This window comes from Flagellimonas amoyensis (genome assembly GCF_003058265.1).
Lineage (GTDB): Bacteria > Bacteroidota > Bacteroidia > Flavobacteriales > Flavobacteriaceae > Flagellimonas > Flagellimonas amoyensis.
Genome location: NZ_QBUK01000003.1, coordinates 17,356 through 35,621, shown reverse-complemented (window position 1 = coordinate 35,621; position 18,266 = coordinate 17,356). Strand labels below are relative to the sequence as shown.

General features: G+C 43.2%; 22 protein-coding genes. 1 reads left to right on the top strand and 21 read right to left on the bottom strand.

The features are described 5' to 3' along the window. Positions 1-43 precede the first annotated feature (43 nt). The 20 genes from DB398_RS04780 to DB398_RS04685 form a co-directional block, all read right to left on the bottom strand. Positions 44-811: a LytR/AlgR family response regulator transcription factor gene (locus DB398_RS04780; RefSeq protein WP_108423274.1), complete on the bottom strand. Its 768-nt coding sequence runs from the start codon at positions 809-811 to the stop codon at positions 44-46. Next, a complete protein-coding gene (locus tag DB398_RS04775) occupies positions 808-1,875 on the bottom strand; it encodes a sensor histidine kinase (protein WP_108423273.1) in 1,068 nt (355 codons plus the stop codon). Before DB398_RS04775 ends, DB398_RS04780 begins: the two co-directional genes overlap by 4 nt. Positions 1,876-1,909: 34 nt before the next feature. Beyond that, entirely contained in the window at positions 1,910-3,091 is a 1,182-nt protein-coding gene (gene egtB, locus DB398_RS04770; protein WP_108423272.1) for an ergothioneine biosynthesis protein EgtB, read from the bottom strand. A gap of 9 nt (positions 3,092-3,100) precedes the next feature. Next, entirely contained in the window at positions 3,101-4,105 is a 1,005-nt protein-coding gene (gene egtD, locus DB398_RS04765) for an L-histidine N(alpha)-methyltransferase (protein WP_108423271.1), read from the bottom strand. Between the two features lie 175 nt (positions 4,106-4,280). Continuing rightward, a complete protein-coding gene (locus DB398_RS04760; RefSeq protein ID WP_108423270.1) occupies positions 4,281-4,589 on the bottom strand; it encodes a phosphoribosylpyrophosphate synthetase in 309 nt (102 codons plus the stop codon). Positions 4,590-4,687: 98 nt separating this feature from the next. Next, positions 4,688-6,073, bottom strand: a complete 1,386-nt coding sequence (locus DB398_RS04755; RefSeq protein ID WP_108423574.1) for an alpha/beta hydrolase family protein — start codon at positions 6,071-6,073, stop codon at positions 4,688-4,690. Positions 6,074-6,182: 109 nt separating this feature from the next. After that, a complete protein-coding gene (locus DB398_RS04750; RefSeq protein ID WP_108423269.1) occupies positions 6,183-6,575 on the bottom strand; it encodes an OsmC family protein in 393 nt (130 codons plus the stop codon). A gap of 147 nt (positions 6,576-6,722) precedes the next feature. Then, entirely contained in the window at positions 6,723-7,040 is a 318-nt protein-coding gene (locus DB398_RS04745) for a GNAT family N-acetyltransferase (RefSeq protein WP_108423268.1), read from the bottom strand. Positions 7,041-7,083: 43 nt separating this feature from the next. Continuing rightward, positions 7,084-7,752: a CPBP family intramembrane glutamic endopeptidase gene (locus tag DB398_RS04740; RefSeq protein ID WP_159076314.1), complete on the bottom strand. Its 669-nt coding sequence runs from the start codon at positions 7,750-7,752 to the stop codon at positions 7,084-7,086. A gap of 87 nt (positions 7,753-7,839) precedes the next feature. Then, on the bottom strand, positions 7,840-8,820 hold the full coding sequence (locus tag DB398_RS04735; RefSeq protein ID WP_108423266.1) for an alpha/beta hydrolase: 981 nt from the start codon (positions 8,818-8,820) through the stop codon (positions 7,840-7,842). Between the two features lie 98 nt (positions 8,821-8,918). Further along, on the bottom strand, positions 8,919-9,206 hold the full coding sequence (locus DB398_RS04730) for a UBP-type zinc finger domain-containing protein (protein ID WP_108423265.1): 288 nt from the start codon (positions 9,204-9,206) through the stop codon (positions 8,919-8,921). Between the two features lie 10 nt (positions 9,207-9,216). Next, on the bottom strand, positions 9,217-10,854 hold the full coding sequence (locus tag DB398_RS04725) for an FAD-dependent oxidoreductase (RefSeq protein ID WP_108423264.1): 1,638 nt from the start codon (positions 10,852-10,854) through the stop codon (positions 9,217-9,219). A gap of 44 nt (positions 10,855-10,898) precedes the next feature. Further along, entirely contained in the window at positions 10,899-11,156 is a 258-nt protein-coding gene (locus tag DB398_RS04720) for a glutaredoxin family protein (protein ID WP_159076313.1), read from the bottom strand. Further along, positions 11,149-12,330, bottom strand: a complete 1,182-nt coding sequence (locus DB398_RS04715; protein ID WP_108423262.1) for a cation:proton antiporter — start codon at positions 12,328-12,330, stop codon at positions 11,149-11,151. The genes DB398_RS04720 and DB398_RS04715 overlap by 8 nt, the downstream gene beginning before the upstream one ends. 10 nt (positions 12,331-12,340) lie before the next feature. After that, entirely contained in the window at positions 12,341-12,553 is a 213-nt protein-coding gene (locus DB398_RS04710; protein ID WP_108423573.1) for a (4Fe-4S)-binding protein, read from the bottom strand. Between the two features lie 11 nt (positions 12,554-12,564). Further along, positions 12,565-12,846 carry a GNAT family N-acetyltransferase gene (locus DB398_RS04705; RefSeq protein WP_108423261.1) on the bottom strand — a complete coding sequence of 94 codons (282 nt, stop codon included), beginning with the start codon at positions 12,844-12,846 and terminating at the stop codon, positions 12,565-12,567. A gap of 100 nt (positions 12,847-12,946) precedes the next feature. After that, complete coding sequence (locus tag DB398_RS04700; protein ID WP_108423260.1) at positions 12,947-13,474, bottom strand: YceI family protein; 528 nt, start codon at positions 13,472-13,474, stop codon at positions 12,947-12,949. Positions 13,475-14,011: 537 nt separating this feature from the next. After that, a complete protein-coding gene (locus tag DB398_RS04695) occupies positions 14,012-14,830 on the bottom strand; it encodes an SDR family oxidoreductase (RefSeq protein ID WP_108423259.1) in 819 nt (272 codons plus the stop codon). Between the two features lie 76 nt (positions 14,831-14,906). Then, on the bottom strand, positions 14,907-15,464 hold the full coding sequence (locus tag DB398_RS04690) for a Crp/Fnr family transcriptional regulator (protein ID WP_108423258.1): 558 nt from the start codon (positions 15,462-15,464) through the stop codon (positions 14,907-14,909). 201 nt (positions 15,465-15,665) lie between these two features. Further along, a complete protein-coding gene (locus DB398_RS04685; protein WP_108423257.1) occupies positions 15,666-16,409 on the bottom strand; it encodes an SDR family oxidoreductase in 744 nt (247 codons plus the stop codon). Positions 16,410-16,513: 104 nt separating this feature from the next. On the opposite strand from DB398_RS04685, the gene DB398_RS04680 reads away from it, so the two are divergent. Continuing rightward, positions 16,514-16,870 (top strand): winged helix-turn-helix transcriptional regulator, encoded by a 357-nt coding sequence (locus DB398_RS04680; RefSeq protein WP_199913351.1) that lies wholly within the window; start codon positions 16,514-16,516, stop codon positions 16,868-16,870. A gap of 77 nt (positions 16,871-16,947) precedes the next feature. Here DB398_RS04680 and DB398_RS04675 read toward each other — a convergent pair whose 3' ends face one another. Then, on the bottom strand, positions 16,948-18,243 hold the full coding sequence (locus tag DB398_RS04675) for an APC family permease (protein ID WP_108423255.1): 1,296 nt from the start codon (positions 18,241-18,243) through the stop codon (positions 16,948-16,950). Positions 18,244-18,266: the final 23 nt, after the last annotated feature.

The following is an 18,266-nucleotide window of genomic DNA, read 5'->3' as shown; positions in this document are numbered from 1 at the left end:
TATATATTGGCTGTTCTTTTCCATATATACCCCAAAGCTAGAATCAATAATCCAACCAAGTCTTGAACACAGGTGCCTTAATCCTACTAATCATCAAAGCTGTCTTTTCATTGTCCCTTAAAGTAAGTCTCAATTTGCCGTTGAAATGATCTTGGACACTTTCAATGGAATCAACATGGACAATGTACTGCCTGTTCACCCTAAAGAAAACTTCAGGATCCAATTCCTGTTCCAGTGATTCCAAGGTGTGTGGCACGCTCAATTTTTCTTCAGCAAATAAATGGGCATAAGTGATATTATGGGAGGAGTGGAAATAGGCTATATCACCCACATCCACTTTTTTATAGGTGTCCCTATGGGGTATCAAGAAACGGCCTCGATATTTTTTTGGTTGGATCTGGGCTATCAATTTTTCAATGACAGGTCTTCCCATAGGAGCATTTTGCACCGCACGTTCAAATTTTAACAACGCAGCTGCCAATTCATCCTTGTCAATGGGCTTGAGCAAATAATCAATACTATTGAACTTGAATGCCTTGATGGCATATTCGTCATAGGCGGTTGTAAAGATCACCGGACTTTCGATATCCACTTGATTGAAAATCTCAAAACTTATCCCGTCTGCCAACTTCACGTCCACCAGAATAAGATCTGGCAAATCGTTTATCGCCAACCAATCCACTGTCTTTTTAATACTGGGTAAGACCCCTACGACCTCGATATCCTTTCTGATTTCGGATAGTAGCCTTTCCACCCGGTCCGAATTCAATTTTTCATCCTCTAAGATCAATATCTTGACACTATCCTTCATTTAAAAAGTGAAATTTTGACTTTAAACACCTTATTGTCTTTTTCAATGACCGGCCCATCCTGCCCCATCAGGGTATAACGATCATATATGTTTTTCAACCCCATCCCCAACGAATCTGTGGGCCTTGCCAACGGCAATATTTTATTGGACACCACTAGCCCATTGGTATCATCCAAATGGATATGAATGACCAAAGGATTGTTTTCTTCAATGCGATTATGCTTAAGGGCATTTTCAATGAGTAGTTGTAAGGACATGGGAGGAATCATCAGATCCAACCTGGATTCATCAATATCAACCTGAAAACGGCACCCCTTACCCAATCGGTGCTTGATAAGAAATTGATACGATCGGAGAAATTTCATTTCTTCGGACAAGGGGATCAACTTTCTTTTGGAATTGACCAACAGATAGCGGTACACCTTGGTAAAGTTTTCCGTATACTCATATCCCAGTCGTTGGTCTTTTAATATCAATTCTGAAAGCGCGCTTAGGTTATTGAAAACAAAATGGGGGTCAAGCTGTAGTTTGAGGGCCTGAAGTTCCAACTCCGAGGCCAGGTGACCGTTCTGGGCAGCCAACAACTTATATTCCATTGCTTTGATGCTGGTCGCCCGCCAATTCCTGAGCATATAGGCACCTGTGTTGATGGTACTGATCAACAAGGCCCAACACACAATGGACAGAAACGAATAAAAACTTAGACGTAAGTTGGTTTGGGATGATTGTATTTGTGTGGGATCCCAAACCGTCAAATAGAGGGACCCGAAAATCACCACCAACATCAACACACTCAGAATCTGAAGGAATACTTGTATGAACAACCGCTTCACTGGACGGGCCATCCATGACATCCTTTTGTTTAAAACGGCATCAATGAATAGGCAAAGAATTACTATGGCGGCACAAAATAAAAAATTGACTACTATATCCATCAAAATCCGATCCAAGGGCACACGGTATAGGGATTTCAAGATCGGAAGTGGGAAAATAATAAGTGAGGTCAGATAGGAACCGATAAAAGTAAACGCAATGAGCCATGCAATACTTTCTTTTTTTGCCAAGGGCTGTATATTTCTCAAATTAAGGTCCCCAAATCTATTTGGCCAATCTCAGACCTGAAAATTGCCATCGACGGTCCGTTTGGAAAAAATTGCGATAGGTTTTGCGACTATGCCCTTTAGGGGTTGCCACAGAAGCTCCTCGCAATACCATTTGATCGACCATGAACTTTCCATTGTACTCACCTATCGCCCCTTTGGCTTTCTTGAACTTAGGATAGGGAAGATAGGCGCTTTCCGTCCATTCCCATCGATGGCCCCACTTGATCTGTTCGGAAGCCACCTCCCATTCTGTTTCCGTTGGCAATCTTTTACCGCTCCATGCCGCAAAGGCAGCCGCTTCATAATAACTGATATGGCAAACTGCTTTCTTTGGATCAACCTCATGGATTCCCTGGAGTCCGTACTCCATCCATTGTCCATCCATGAAATGCCAATATAATGGGGCCTTGATATGGTTTTTGTTCACCCAATCCCATCCAGCGGCATGCCAAAATCGAAAATCTGTGTATCCACCATCTTGGATAAACTCCAAATATTCTCCATTGCCAACAGGATGCTGGGCAATCTCGAAGGTATCCAAGTACACCAAATGCCTCCCCTTCTCATTGTCAAAACAAAAGCCCTTGCCCTTATGTCCAATCCAATAGGCCCCCTCGGAAAAGGCAACTGGCACTTCCCGGACGACCTCCAACTCATCAAGGACCATTTCATTGGAATACATAGGGAACAAGGGGTTATGCCCGAGTATATATTTGATGTCCATGAGCAACAATTCCTGATGCTGTTGTTCATGATGGATACCCAACTCCAAAATATCCCAGAGCCCATTCTTGCTATCCAAACTTCCCAATTGCTCAATATGGGCATCCACATATTTCCGGTACTGGAAAATTTCAGCCACTGTTGGCCGGCTCAAATTACCCCTATCCGTTCGGATCACCCGTGCTCCCACCGTTTCATAGTAGCTATTGAACACATAATCGAAATGGGGATCAAACACCCTATATCCATCCATATTGGGAACCAATATAAAGGTTTCAAAAAACCAAGTAGTGTGTCCCAAATGCCATTTTGGTGGACTCACATCCCCAATGGGCTGTACCACATAATCTTCAGTTTGCAGTGGAGCACATATGGACTCCGTATGCTTTCTGACCAGTCGATAACTATCAAGCAAATGTTGTTGTATGTCCCTTTGTTCCGGTAATGTATCCATTGGGTTTCTTTAAACTTTTTCTTTGATTTTCCATACGGCATCCACAAACCACTCCTTAGAGTCATGAATCATTCCGACAGTTTCAAATCCGGTTTGATTCGCCAGGATTTGGATTTCCATCAGGTCATACTTTTGTGATATCTCGGTACAGATCACTTCGTTTTTGCCAAAATGAATTGTATATCCATCGATCAGCACCTTTTGTTCCCGTATACTGACCAAGAAGCTCCGGCACGCCCCACTGATGGGATCGTACATGGGATAATGCTCAAATTGATCCAAAGCAAAATTGGCAAACAACTCCCTGTTGATACGTTCCAATAGGTTCAGATTGAATTTAGCGGTCACCCCTGTCCCATCGTCATAGGCTTGTAGTACCTGTTTGGGGTTCTTCTTAAGATCAAACCCGATCAATACCATATCACCGGGAGAGAGCAAGGTTTGCAATTGTCTACAAAACGCTGCACATTCGTCCTGTTCCATATTTCCGATATTGGCCCCTAAAAAAAGAACCACTTTTCGATTGGTGGTGCGGGAACATGCCTTGGCCAACATTTCCAAATATTCCCCTTCAAGTCCTTGTACTTCCAGGTCCGGAAATTCCGATTTCAGTGAATTGCCCAGAACATCAAGGATGTCACCTGATATATCAATGGGCATATAGTGGAATTCTGTTTTGTCCCTATAAAGTTGCCGAAGAAGGTATTTGGATTTGAACCCATCCCCTGCCCCAAGTTCAATCAAATCGAACGGACTGTTATCCATGGTGGCAATCTTGCTCAGTTCATCAGTTTTATTTTTAAATATGTCCAGTTCACAATTTGTCAAATAATACTCCGGAAGGCCCATAATTTCCCTGAACAATGCAGACCCTTTTTTATCATAAAAATACTTTGGGTACAGATGTTTTGGAGAGGATGACAAGCCGGTCAACACATCCTCCTTGAAACGTTCCAAAGTATTTTTTCGAGCTTCCTGTGCTATCGTCCCAGTGCCATTTAGGTCTACTTTCATTCAATTTATGGTTTCTAATTTCTATCGTTCTTACTACTGCCCTAATATCCACAAGGCTCTACTTCCGTCGGAAATCCGCTTCAAACTTTCAAATTGCCAAAGGGCGATTCTCAAATCAAGCCCGCTTTTATGCCACAACAAAAACTCTGGAGGTATATGTAATTGCCAAAATTCTTCACGTTCCAACCTTGAGCTTATTCAACATTTCATCCGTCATGCTATCCGAGTAAATTCCGTACCCATTGACAAGCTGTCCCTTCAACTTGTATTTTTCCGAGGAAATCGCATAAAGAATACTTGCATCCCCTGGATCGCTCATCCCTTCAAAACGATAGTATTCATCGACTTCAAATTCATCATGGAATATTTTGAAGGCTCCGTTCCTACATTCTAGACAATTTTGCTTTAGGTTAAAGTCCTCCACATATCCCTCTTCCCTAAGTACATTCATTGCTTGGCTCAACGTATCAAAGTCTCTTTGCATAAAAAATGAGTTTTATCTTTTATTTTTGGGAATCGTTCCATAGGGACACACCGATCCGAAAAGGGCAGTTCCCATTAATTCTGCCCAACAATTTTGGGTCATTTGTTCCATTCCTTGATCCAGGCCGCCACTTCTTTGAGCACAATGGGGGCCATGGTCTGTTCAATGACTGAATATTCAAGAGGCGAACCTGTTTGGGCTTCTTGAAAAAGATGGTTCAAATCCTTAAATTCCTTAATGGTAACATTTGTATTTCCGCCTTTTTGAACTGCACTTTGGATTGCTGAAAGGTTCTCCTTTGGAGGAACCTGTAGGTCCTTTGAACCATTGATGGCCAAAACCGGACACTTTACCTTCCCAAGGGTCCTCGTTGGATCATACCTTAGAAAATAGGTTACCCAAGGGGATGTGAATTGATTGATCTGTGCATCTACATATGCTTCCTTGGTCATTCCGTCCGGCACTTTGATTTCACTCTCGCCCTCCAAAACACCTCTAAGTTCTGCTTTTAAAGCGGTATCATCGTTGGACTTCACTATGGCATCAAATAGCTTTCGATTGGTCTCGAGCATACGCTTGATTTCTGGTTCTGGCGTTCCAAGGACCCTTTCTATCAATTCTTCCTGCAGCAATAACAATTTATCTCCCCGAATCCCAGAACCCGCCATTAAAACCATAAAATCAACCTTCTTTGATCCTGTGGCGACCATGGGCGCTATCAATCCACCTTCGCTGTGGCCAACGAGTCCAATTGCATCTATTGGCAACTCATGTCTGGACTTTAAATAAGTGATCCCGCTTTCGACATCAGTTGCAAAATCCGCACTGGTGGCGGAACCAAAATCACCTGTTGACCCTCCAACACCCCTGTCATCATATCGCAGGACGGCAATACCGTTTCTTGTCAAATAATCGGAGAGCACCAAAAACGGTTTGTGCCCCATCAGTTCCTCGTCTCGATTTTGGGGACCACTTCCCGATATTAAAATAACCACTGGAAAAGTACCTTTTACCTTTGGGATCGTCAACGTACCGGCCAGTGCGATGCCCGCCTTCTCATTTTTAAAAGTGATCTCCTCAGAAGTATAGGGGTAAGGTTCTTTCGGTTCTTGCGGCCTGGAAACCACATGCTCTTTGGTGAGTTTCTTGGTCAAGGTCAATGGAAAATCTTGATTATGTTGCGTAAATGTCCCAACGATCACACTATCCTTATGAAAACCTTCATAGGAAATACCTGCCATTGGAACTTCAAAGGTGATCACCGATCCTTTCAATTGGGTCGACTTCACTGGGATACCTTTGACACCTTGATCCGGGCTATCCATAGTTGAGGCATAACCTTTTTCCGTTTCTGTTACATTAAAAACTACCCGCAATCGGGTTCCTTTTACGTCCAATGTTCCACTCCATGACCCTGTCACATCTTGGGCCACTAGTGAATTCACCATGAGCAGATATATTAAACTGTATATTACTATTCTCATTTTTCCCATTTTTGAGGTCGCCGATCCCATTGGATTACCCCGATAAACTTCGCTATATGGTTATTCCGCTTTCATTTCTGTTTCCATGCTTGAATTTAAGCATTGTATACTAAGTAAGGTCGGAAGTCACCGAGACTTTGCCAGTGATCATTCGTTCAATGGGACATTTTGACCCCATTTCCAACAATTTTTCACGTTCTTCACTGCTGAGATTACCAAAGAGTTCGATTTCCTTTTTAAAAGTCACCTCCCCAGTGGTCATATTTCTTTTGAACCCAACTTTGATCTCAGCCTGTTCCAAATCCCATCCCTTTCTATCGGCATACATTCGAATGGTCATTGCCGTACAGGCAGCCAATGAGGATTCAAGCAGTTCGGTAGGTGTGAAACCCAAATTACCGCCTCCAAGTTCTTCAGGTTCATCCGCCATGATAATATGGTTTCCTGCTTGGATTTCAGTCTTATATTTTTGTTTCCCTATAGTGGCGAAGCTTGTTTTCATGATATGGATGGTTTAAACTATTTCTCTTAACTCTACTTGATCTATAAAGTGGCTAAACTACTTTTGGGGCAAATGGACAACAGTGGCCCCACCGAAAAACCCAGCATCGGTCACTACATCTTAATGGGTCGATCGTGCCTGGGTTCATCAAAGTTTATCGTAACCCTTAAAGTTTTTGTTCACAATTCGTTTCCAGTCCGGATGCCTCTGTATAAAGGCGAACACAAAGGGGCAAAAAGGAAGTAACTGCAACTGTTCTTCTTCAAGATACCGTAAGGTTTTCTCGATAAGTGCACTGGCCGCCCCCTGTCCTGCCAACTCTGGATCGGTCTCCGTATGGACCAAGGCTATTTGGTTGCCGAACTCCCCATAATTGGTAAAGGCCAGTCGTCCATCGACCTCGATCTCGAAGCGCCGCTTTTCCCCGTTTCTGACCAAAGGGATATGTTCAAATATTGGATTCATATGTTACTGTTATAATTTTAATGATGTATCAATTCCAATCTAATCATCCCCAAAATAGAGATCTTAAAAAGTCGTAATGACCCAAGTAAAGTATGGTTAACGCGGTCAGGTTTACAAATCCATGGATACATATGGCATACCATAGGTTTTTCTTGAATTTCAAGAAAATACAACCTAAAATGAATCCTGTCACACCTGTACTGATGACACCGCTCCAACCTTGATAACGATGACAAATTCCAAAAAGAACAGCGGTTATAAAAAGGGCCAAAATATCACTGGCCATATCGGCTTTCATAAATTTGGCAATTCTTGTCATTAGAAATCCACGAAATAAAACCTCCTCCAAAAAACCCCCTAGGACAAAACCGACAATTACCCAGGTCAGGTAACTTTCCAAGCTGGGAAGTTGTACCTGGGAGAGGTCAATTTGGGACAATGTCAAACGTTCTATCAAAGGATTGAAAAAGACCTCCATGGTCAGCTCAATGACAAGACCCATAAAAGCAGTCAGGAAAAACATGGGCAATACACCTTGGGGACGGAACAGGCCTATGGACCTTAGCAACTCCTTTCTATTCGCACCGAACACCAGACCGGCGATAACGATCATGAAGGCGGCATATACACCAAAGGGCGGAATTCCCAGAATCAAGATGACGCAAATCAGTGTGATCAGGAACTCAAGTCTGTTTTTGTTTGTGCTATTCAAGAAATCCATTGTTTTTAAGTATTGGAATCAATCTGCAAAAAAAAACAGTGCCAACAGTATTGGCACTGCTTAGTATGTAATCTAAGATTATTTACTGAACAAAGCTGCGTGCAACATAGCCGATGCCTGTATCAATGCTTCCTGCACACCGGGAATGTGGGACAAGGGGTTCAACATCCCATAATCATGTATCATTCCCTTGTAAACAGTAATGGTAACGGGTACCCCGGCTTCATCAAGTTTTCGGCCATAGGCGACCCCTTCATCATATAGGATATCATTCTCGGCAACCTGTATCAAAGCAGGTGGCAACCCTTTTAACTCTTCCAAAGTGGCATTTACGGGAGAGACATACTTTTGCTTCCTGTCCTCTGGATTCGGGATATACATATCCCACATCCACTCCATAATGGGGGTGGTAAGGAACCTGCCTTGTGCATATTTGGTGTAGGATGGACGACTTGTATCAGCATCCACCAACGGCCATAGCAAAAGCTGAAAGGCCAACTTAGGGCCATTCTTCTCCTTGGCCATCAAAGAAACCACTGTGGACATATTCCCACCCACACTGTTTCCGGCCACGGCCAAACGGGACCCATCAACACCTATTTCATTACCGTGTTCCGCTACCCATGTAGTGGCGGCATAGGCTTGATCAATGGCCACTGGAAATTGCGCATCCGGTGTCGGGGTATAATCCGGAAAAACGGCCACGGCACCACTTCCCACGACCAAATCCCTTACCAGGCGCTTGTGCGTCGGGTAATCCCCAAGCACCCATCCCCCTCCGTGGAAAAACATGAATACGGGCAAATTGTCCTTTGCACCCTTTGGTTTCACAATATGTAGGGTGATGGTCTGACCATCTTGGGTAATCTCCTTTTCCGTTTCTTCGATATCACTATAATCGTAGGATACCGAATTCTGGGCGTCCACGAGTACCTGACGGGCATCTTTTGGGGACAGTTCTTCCAATGGTGGCCCATCCCCACTGTTCAATACCGCCAAAAATGCACGGGTATCCTTTGAAATGTTGGGGTCTTTTTCCCCAGGTATTGTCTGCGACATAAGGTTTGAATTAAAAGTGATTAAAATGAATAAAATTGTTGTTCCTAGGAATTTGTTCTGTTTCACTGTTGTTCTTTTTTAGTTTGTAATTATGAATCTCAGTTCTGCTTTAATGGTTTCTTGACCTTGTCCACATAGCACCAGGCAAACCTGGACCAAGGCTTGGGCAAGGTGGAGGTAACCACTGGATGGCCGGTTTCCTCATAATGTTTTTGGGCATGCTGGTTCGGGGAAGAGTTACAGCATAAAACAGCACCACATGTTTGACATAATCTCAAATGGTTCCATTTACCGCCGATCTTCACACACTCCTCGCACACCTTTATTGTTGTGGTATTGAATTCCTGTTTGTCCAAATGCACACAATGTTCACTTACATCCCCCATACCGGTGTTTTTATTGGTTCATCTTTAGTTCCGATAGATACTGATGGACCTGGCTGATTGCCATGGATCCTTCCCCCACTGCCGAGGCTACTCTTTTAACAGAACCTTTTCGAACGTCACCCACAGCAAAAAAACCCGGTATGCTCGACTCCAGGGATTGTGGTTTTCGCTGCTCGAATATGGAACATTTGGTCATGGCGGCCTCGATTACATCTTGACCCGTATAAATAAAACCTTTATCATCCATGGCCACGATCCTGTTCAACCACTCCGTGCATGGCTTCGCACCTATAAAGGTGAATAGGTTCGTAATCCCAATGGTCTGTTCGCTGCCCTCCGTATCCAGTACCAAGGATTCCAGATGATGCGCTCCATTGAGTTGGACCACATTGCTGCTTTTTTGTACGATGATATTGGGGGAGGCATAAATTCGCTGTACGAGATAATCACTCATCTTGGCCCCAAGATCGTCACCTCTGATGATGACATGGACCTCAGCGGCATGATCTGCCAAGAACAAAGCTGCCTGCCCGGCCGAGTTGCCTCCGCCCACTACGCCGACCAGTTCATTTTTACAGGCCGAGGCGTTCATTCCAGTAGCAGAATAAAAAACACCGCTCCCTTCAAATTTTTCAATCGTGTCAATGGGCAATCGCCTATAGTTCGCCCCGGTCGCAGCTATTATGGATTTTGCCTTGATATGTCTATCGTTTGAGGCACACAAGGTGAAATAGCTTCCGTTATATTCCACTTTTTCGGCTTTATGGGGAATGGAGATGTTACAACCGAATTTCTGCGCTTGGATATAGGCCTTATTGGCAAGATCAGTTCCCGATATACCTGTTGGAAAGCCCAGATAATTTTCGATTTTCGTGCTTTTCCCTGCTTGTCCCCCCGGAGCGTTACCATCAATGGTCACCACCGACAATCCTTCCGAAGCGGCATAAACACTTGCCGCCAGTCCAGAAGGACCTGCCCCAACGACCAACACATCAAAAATATCATCCCCAAATTCAGTGAGCACCCCGGTTTGTTGCGCCAGTTCGGCAAGGGATGGTTTTTTGAACATTTCACCTGTGATGTTTATCAGAATAGGGAGGTCGTCATGGGTCAAGCCAAAGCTTTCCAATAATGCTTTGGCCTCTTCCGAGGTATCTGTGTTCAAGAAGGTATGCCAGATATGGTTCTTCTCCATAAAATCGCGCAGTTGATAGGTTTCCTTTGATTTTTCAGAACCAATAACCTTTATACCTCCGATAAACTCCCGTAACATGGTCTCCTGTCTTTGGATAAATGCGCTCAAGAGCACATCACTGATGTCACTGTGTTTTGAAATGACCTCTTTTAGAACTTCTGGTTTGATACAAAGTACAGTGGTACCTTTTGGTGCATGTGCACTAAAGGGAATCCTTCGGTTGGACAGCATACTACTATCCCCTGTGAACTGATGGACGCCATGGGTTCCCACGACTTCATCCCGGATCGGGTCCTTGATCTGTATCTCCCCTTCCAAGATCACATAAAAGTCATAATTGTTATCACCCACATCGAACACAAGGGTATCCTGATCAAAAGTGATGATATGGCCAAATTCCTTGAGGGTATTGATTTGCTTTTGGGCCAATACGGAAAATCGTGGATCGTTCATTATAGTAAGTTTTGTTTTATAGCACTCCTATTTTCATTTGACCATCAATGGTCGATGTTGTGCTTCTTTAAAAAATCTATGAGTTCGGGCACTTTCGGGTTTTTTATAAAATCGGTCCCCACCATTACCGTGGGGAACTTCAGTTCCCCATCATATAGCGCACGTATCCTTGCATCCGCGTTTAGATCGGTCTCCACATTGAAATCATCAAATTCGATCCATCTACTCTGCATGAAATTGCGCAGTGCAGCAGATTTTGGGCACCAGTCGGTCCCATATAACTGTACTTTTGGACTATCCATACCTTTTGGCAAATTTGTTGAGTGTGGGGTGGATCCTTTCCGCATTGCTCACTATAAAAGGGGTCACGGACATCAGAATAATGGACACTGCCAGGAATATCTGGTAGTTGTTCGCACTGATCAATTCATATTGAAGCCCGCTCTGTGCAAGAACGAAGGAAAACTCCCCGATCTGTGCAATGGAGAAGCCCACGGCAAGGGCGGTTTTCCATTCGAGCCCCAGAACCTTTACCGACAAGATGCCGGCTATGGTCTTTACCCCAAAGGCAAACAAGGTCCAAAATAGGATCCATCCAAAATCGGTCAGGAATATCCTATAGTCGAGCAACATGCCCATGGAGATAAAAAAGAAGCTCATGAACACATATCGAAAGGGCAGAAAGCAGGTTATGGCCATATGGTCATAATCGGTTTCAGCAATGATCAGGCCCGCTATAAAGGCACCTAGGGCCAAGGAAAGACCCAGTTGCTCGGTAAGTAGGGCAATACCTGTAACGATAAAGATCAGCGCGATCAAGAACACCTCCTGGCTCTGGATCTTCATAACGTTTTTCAAGAAATAGGGAATTACAAACTTGGCCAATCCATAGGCAAGACAGCCCATCAATACCAATTTGCCCAACAACCATCCAAAGGCGGCCAATGAATTCCCGCCCACACCCGCAATGATCGGGACCAACAACATCAGTGGAACGATCATAATGTCTTGGAACAACAATACCGCCAAAATGAATTTGCCATGGGATGTTACAATTTTATTGGAATCCTGTAATGTTTTGATCACAACGGCCGTACTGCTCAATGCACATAAAAATCCCCAAAAGACACTTTCCTCCCAACTCGGCCTCCTGGTCAACCATATCAGTCCCGCAGTAATAGCTATGGTAAACAATACCTGTAAGCTCCCACCTCCCAGTACGTATTTTTTTATTTTTTTAAGTTGGTCGAATGAGAACTCAAGGCCAATGGTAAACAATAGAAGTATTACCCCGATTTCGGCATAGACATCGACTTCTTCCATATCAGCGAAATAACCCGAGGTATTGGGACTGAGCAGCACTCCCGTGATCAAGTACCCGATGATAAATCTGATCTTAAGATACCTGCAAATGATGATTACCGCGGTAGCGACACCAAAAATGGCACAAATGTTCAGCAGAATATGGTGTTCCATGAGAGGAAATTTAGACCTTCGTATAGCTCAAAGCTCCAGAAGGACAATTATTGATTTGACTTTTCAGGGCCTCAGCGGAGGCATTTTCAGGCTTGATCCAAGGTTTTTCCTTTGGATTGTAGACCATGGGAAGCGTCTTGACGCAAATCCCCGAATGAATGCACTTCTTGGGTTTCCAGATAACGGTCAAGTCTTCCCTTTGATATTCTTTGGTCACTTCCATTTCTTCCATTTCTATTTTAGCACATCCCTGATATCCTCAAGCTTTTTGAACATGGCCGAGGCAAACGGGCACAAGGGGATGATCTTTACATTTTTCTCCCTGGCCATCTCCACAATCTTATACAGCATATCCTTGCCGACCCCTTTGCCATTAAAAGCTGGTTCTACATCGGTATGGTCTATGATGACCAATTCAGGGCCTGCAATGGAATAGGTCATCATACCCGCCCTCACTTTATTCTCCCGTGCCATGGCGTAACCTTTGGCATCTAGTTCCTTTAATTGTATTTCCACAGTTATATGATCTTAAGATGGTATTCTGGAAACCGGCACCCATGGATATGTTCCACCACTATTTGGGAAAACATGATGCCAGCTTGCATAACCCCATTATTTAATTCTCCTTGATGAATTGAACGGATATGGCCAACTTGACCGTGTCACTGACCACAATGCTTCCCGTCTCTGTTATCGCGCTCCATGCCAGATTAAAATCCTTCCTATTGATACTTCCGGACATCTCAAAACCTGCTTTGGTCTGTCCATAGGGATCAACCACCACTCCATTGAAATCAACATCCAATTTGATTTCCTTGGTGACATCCCTTAGGGTCAAATCACCTATCAAAGAGCTCCCATCAAATGACTTGGAAGTAAATCTCAATTCGGGAAATTGTTCTGCATTGAAGAAATCATCTGACCTTAAGTGTTTGTCCCTATCACCGTTTTTGGTAGTGATGGATGCTGTTTTGGCCGTAAAGTTGAAATCTGCCCCTATGAAACCTTCATTATCGGTCTCGACCGAGGCCATGAAATCTTCAAATTGTCCGGTCACCGTAGAAATCATCATGTGTTTTACTTTAAAACTGATTTCCGAGTGTGCGGCATCAATGTTCCACTTTGTTGTTCCTGTTTTACTCATCTGTCTTTGATTTTGGTTAATTTTCAGTTTGACGCAGAAAGCTCCCTACCAAAGACTAATTTCATGCCATCCTTTTAGTTTGCTGATTAACAAAACCTTACACAAATAATCATTTTAAAATCGTTCCTATTTTTAATCCTTTTCTCATATATTAGAATTATTTTGCCCTTAATTCCATAATGGCCATACTGATTATCCTCAACTCATGACCAAGGTCTATACGAATGGGGAAGTCTGTATGTAGCGCAAAGCTATTTTTGGTTCGTAAACCATTAGTGTCCGATTTTGGATAGGTATACTGTTTCCGTATTTGAGGATATCGACCACCTAGATTTTATGAAAATTTGGAGAAACGAATCAACAAACAGCTTAAAGAGCGTGTCTTACAAAACAGAAAAACTATAATTCTCAAATAATGGAAAATTATATGCGGACGGTTATTTCACTCTTAGCGGCCAAGTTTTCAGGGAGTCGGCCCCATCAAAACAGCATTTCATGCGACAACACTTCCTTGAACAAGGTTCCTATACACCTTCCTTACTCCGTTGGTTTGATACCCAAAAATCGCTTGTTCATGGTTTCAATTACGTTCTCGATACCTTCCTTTTGTAACCACCCATATTCCGCCGTTGAAAGATCGCCTGCAGTATAGTGCAATTGTTTTTTGTTGTCCGTTGTTACTTCATAGACAACATTGGCAATACTTTCCGGTGTATCCCGCTTGGCACTTGAATCTGCCTTCATCGCCGTTATGTACCGATCAAACACTTCTTGATAATCTTGATGGGAAACGATTTGTGCGTTAACACCAAAGTTGGTCTGCATATAAGCGGGGACAATTGTTTTCATGCGTATTCCAAAACCATTCAATTCATAACTCATTCCCTCGGTCCAGGTTTCCAAAGCCGATTTTGTCGCAGCATAAACGGCTACAAATGGGTAAGGTATATTGGCCGTTGAAGATGTTATCGTTATGACAGTTCCCTTCTTTCGCTTTCTAAAGAAAGGAAGGAAAGCTTTTGTTACGAGGATTGTCCCCAAGAAATTTGTTTCGATCTGTTGTTCCAATTGTTCCTCTGTAGTGCCTTCAAAGGGGCCCATCAGTCCAAATGCAGCGTTGTTGATTAGCACATCTATCGGACCTATTTTCTCTGCCTCCTCCACAACCTCGATAATTTGCCTTTTATCGCTGATGTCCAATTTGAACAAATGGACGTTGGAAATTTTCGTGAGCTCCGTTTCCTTTTCAGGTCTTCGCATTGTGGCGATAACGGTCCAACCTTTTGAAGCGAACAATTTGGCGGTCACTTTTCCCAAGCCTGAAGAAGCTCCTGTGATAAAAATTGATTTAGACATTTTTGTAGTTTAAAATTGATGCTGCAAAAATGGCGACGTCAAAAATGGGTCTGTTTACCATATGGTAAAAACCGTCCTATCGAATATTTTTTCTGATCCTGCTCAAGGATTGCTGGGTGATTCCCAGATAGGAAGCGATATAGGACAATGGGATACGATTGACAAGCGTGGGATATTTATCCATAAATTCCAAGTAACGTGTGGTGGCATCTTGTGAGACCAATGGGCTTACCCGTTCCAATTTTTGGGCCAGGGCCTTGTTGGTGATCTTTTGGATGATATGATCCCAATCGATGATCGTATCGGAGATCTCCTTCCAATCCGCATTGGAAATGACGAGTAGTTTACAATCTGTTGCAGCCTGTATGTATTCGGTGGAAGGCACATTTTTCAAATTGTGGAGCAAATGCTTTTCTTCCATAAAAATCTTGGTGATTTCCTCACCTTCCTTGTTATAATAGGAAATTCGAAGTATACCGTCAATAATAAATCCGACCTGTTTCAAAATCTTGCCCGCTTCCACAAAATAGTCGTCCTTTTGAAGTGCCATTACCTTGGCCTTGCTTTCAATCAGGTTGATTTGCTGTTCGTTCAGATGGCCAAACTGGAGAATGTACGCGATAAATTCTTTCATTACACAAAATTAACCATTGTCCATTTTAGCGTCTTATCATTTGGTAAAAAGTATTTTTTCGCCCCGGGCCTTATTATACCTTATTGCCTATTTTCACCCCATATGGCAATGGGATTTCCCAGTCAATGGACCTATCCGAAAAAAAAAGGCCACAACTAATTTTAGCTGTGGCCTTTGTCCCATAGGATTGCAACAGCAGTATTATTTCAGGATGTAGTTGATGGCACCGCCATCGACCAAAAGTTCCGTTCCCGTGATAAAACTTGCATTATCGGAAGCCAAGAACAAAACGGCATTTGCAATCTCGTTTGGGCTTCCCAGTCGCTGCAAAGCGGTTACGGTAGCCAAATAATCTTTTATTTCAGGCGTCACAACACCGTCAAGACCTTCGGTCTCAGTGGGTCCTGGGCTTATCAAATTCACCCTGATCTTTCTCCCTGCCAATTCATTTGCCGCAACTTGTGCAATTTTATTCAAAGCTCCCTTTGTTGCCGAATACACACTTGAATTCAATCCCGAGGCCGATGCAACCGTGGATGAAGTCAATAGTACAGCAGCACCATCCGCCAAATGGGGCAATAATTTTTGCAAGGTAAATAATGGTCCTTTGACATTGGTGTTGAACTGGGCATCAAAATCCGCTTCCGTGATATGTTCGATTGGCGCATAGGTAGCGATCCCTGCATTTAGGAAAAGAACGTCCACTTTACTTCCACTTTCCAAAACTACGCTCTCCAATACTGCAATTCCTTCCAGATTGGAAGTGTCCGAAACCACGACATGCAAATTTGGACTGCTCAGTGCTTCTTTTGCCCTTTGGAGCTTCTCCTCATTTCGCCCCGTTATCCAAACGTTTGCCCCTGCATTGATGAATGCTTTTGCAGTTGCAAATCCTATACCGGAGCTACCTCCCGTTATGACTACATTTTTCTTTGTAAAATCCATCTTTATTCTTTCTTGATTAAGGGTACAAAAATAACGATACATGGTTATTTTTAGTAACTTTGTGACCCAAAATAACAGTAACATCGGTGTAACAAAGTAACATTATGGAGTGTCAGACTACAGATTTCAACAAAGGATACAATACAGAAATGAGGGCCGTACAAGACTCAATGGACGTGCTAAGTGGCAAATGGAAAATTCCGATATTATCATCCATTTGTTATTATAACAAGAGGCGTTTTTCTGATATTCTGAACGATATCAATGGGATTTCCAACAGAATGTTGAGCAAGGAATTAAAGGAATTGGAAATCAACCAATTGGTTTCACGTACCGTATTGGACACACAACCAATAGCCGTTGAATATCAGCTTACCGATCATGGTTTGACGTTAAGGACCATTATCAACCAGCTAACGGAATGGGGCATGGAACACCGAAAAGTAATTATTGGAAAATAGCTGTTTTCAGCATATGGGGGACTTTTATATGTATGCTTGTATTGCCTATCCAATTGCAAGGCAAGTGTACATTCAAATCAATATCCTTTGTTCCAATACCCTTTAAAAAAATATAGGGTTGTCAAGATGGCCAAGGCCAGTACTATGAACTCCAGTTCATTCCAAGCAACATTGGTTAAAACATAAAAAACAATCAAGCTGGAGATTACCGGAACCAAGTACCCCCCTGGAATTCTAAAACTATTTCCATTCCCCCTATCCTGCATTCTAAATTTTACCACGGCCAAGGAAACTCCCAGATAGATCAATAAAATGGAAGCACTCGAGATTATGGCCAACTGCTGAAAACCTCCGAAGGATGTACATATAAAGGCCAAGGTCACATAACACAGAATGGAAACAAACGGTGTATGGAACCGAGGATGTATCATGGCCAGGTATGCCAAGGGCAGTACGTTATCCTTTGCGGCCTGGAAAAGTACCCTCGGCATGCTCAAAATTGAGCTGCCCAAATAGCCTAACATGGAAACCAATGCCGCCAAAGTCATTGCAATGAAACCAAAATCCCCAAACATCCGGCTCGCAACCGCCCCCAAAGGGTTTGCCCTATAGGATGCCAAAGTTGTTCCAAGCACTCCTTGGGCAACAGTCTGGACTAGGATATAGAGCAGGAAGATAACAAGGGTGCTTATGAATATACTTTTGGGAATGGTCCTTTGGGGGTCCCTCACTTCGCCACTTATGGACAGTGCTGATTCCGTTCCTTGAAAAGCAAAAAACAGGACAAGGGACATTTCGGCTATTTCACCAATGGAAGGCGGTAAGGTGATTTCTAGATTTGATAGCCCCACCTTGCTCCAAGAGAGGGATATAAGCAGTATCAATGGGACAAGTTTTGCCATGGTCACCAATTGAACCACAACAATCCCTTGTTTGATGCCCTTAACGTTGATACATCCAAAAAACGCAAAAAGTATAAAGAACAAGGACAATCTTACGGTCTGCTCCCTGAACACTGAAAACTTAGCCCCTAGCACATCGATGATGGCATTGGCCACAGCAGCATCCGCAGCAACGGTCGACATTACAAAAAGTATTGCTGTCAAAAAGCCAAAATAAGGTCCAAAAGCAGTCCTAACATAAAGATAGGCCCCTCCAGAATCTGTTACGGTACTTCCAGCTTCAGCAAAGCACAGCATAACCATTGCCACGAGGATCGCACATAACAAGTAGGCAAAAATGCTGGAAGGTCCAAGGCCTGTAAATACAATGGCGGGCAATACAAAAATTCCAGAACCCACAACCATATTGACGATATGGGCACTAAGTCCAAAAACACCTATTTCCCGATTAAGGTTTAAGTTCCCTTCCATGGCAAAGCATATTGAAATACCGC

Excerpts from the sequence above, each read along its gene's own strand:
- DB398_RS04760 (WP_108423270.1), bottom strand. The coding sequence starts at position 4,589 with ATGCAAAGAGACTTTGATACGTTGAGCCAAGCAATGAATGTACTTAGG.
- DB398_RS04715 (WP_108423262.1), bottom strand. The coding sequence starts at position 12,330 with ATGGAACACCATATTCTGCTGAACATTTGTGCCATTTTTGGTGTCGCT.
- DB398_RS04675 (WP_108423255.1), bottom strand. The coding sequence starts at position 18,243 with ATGGAAGGGAACTTAAACCTTAATCGGGAAATAGGTGTTTTTGGACTT.
- DB398_RS04745 (WP_108423268.1), bottom strand. The coding sequence starts at position 7,040 with ATGAATCCAATATTTGAACATATCCCTTTGGTCAGAAACGGGGAAAAG.
- egtB (WP_108423272.1), bottom strand. The coding sequence starts at position 3,091 with ATGGATACATTACCGGAACAAAGGGACATACAACAACATTTGCTTGAT.
- DB398_RS04680 (WP_199913351.1), top strand. The coding sequence starts at position 16,514 with ATGGAGTGTCAGACTACAGATTTCAACAAAGGATACAATACAGAAATG.
- DB398_RS04710 (WP_108423573.1), bottom strand. The coding sequence starts at position 12,553 with ATGGAAGTGACCAAAGAATATCAAAGGGAAGACTTGACCGTTATCTGG.
- DB398_RS04780 (WP_108423274.1), bottom strand. The coding sequence starts at position 811 with ATGAAGGATAGTGTCAAGATATTGATCTTAGAGGATGAAAAATTGAAT.
- DB398_RS04725 (WP_108423264.1), bottom strand. The coding sequence starts at position 10,854 with ATGAACGATCCACGATTTTCCGTATTGGCCCAAAAGCAAATCAATACC.
- egtD (WP_108423271.1), bottom strand. The coding sequence starts at position 4,105 with ATGAAAGTAGACCTAAATGGCACTGGGACGATAGCACAGGAAGCTCGA.
- DB398_RS04690 (WP_108423258.1), bottom strand. The coding sequence starts at position 15,464 with ATGAAAGAATTTATCGCGTACATTCTCCAGTTTGGCCATCTGAACGAA.
- DB398_RS04730 (WP_108423265.1), bottom strand. The coding sequence starts at position 9,206 with ATGGGGGATGTAAGTGAACATTGTGTGCATTTGGACAAACAGGAATTC.
- DB398_RS04685 (WP_108423257.1), bottom strand. The coding sequence starts at position 16,409 with ATGGATTTTACAAAGAAAAATGTAGTCATAACGGGAGGTAGCTCCGGT.
- DB398_RS04720 (WP_159076313.1), bottom strand. The coding sequence starts at position 11,156 with ATGGATAGTCCAAAAGTACAGTTATATGGGACCGACTGGTGCCCAAAA.
- DB398_RS04695 (WP_108423259.1), bottom strand. The coding sequence starts at position 14,830 with ATGTCTAAATCAATTTTTATCACAGGAGCTTCTTCAGGCTTGGGAAAA.
- DB398_RS04735 (WP_108423266.1), bottom strand. The coding sequence starts at position 8,820 with ATGTCGCAGACAATACCTGGGGAAAAAGACCCCAACATTTCAAAGGAT.
- DB398_RS04700 (WP_108423260.1), bottom strand. The coding sequence starts at position 13,474 with ATGAGTAAAACAGGAACAACAAAGTGGAACATTGATGCCGCACACTCG.
- DB398_RS04755 (WP_108423574.1), bottom strand. The coding sequence starts at position 6,073 with ATGAGAATAGTAATATACAGTTTAATATATCTGCTCATGGTGAATTCA.
- DB398_RS04750 (WP_108423269.1), bottom strand. The coding sequence starts at position 6,575 with ATGAAAACAAGCTTCGCCACTATAGGGAAACAAAAATATAAGACTGAA.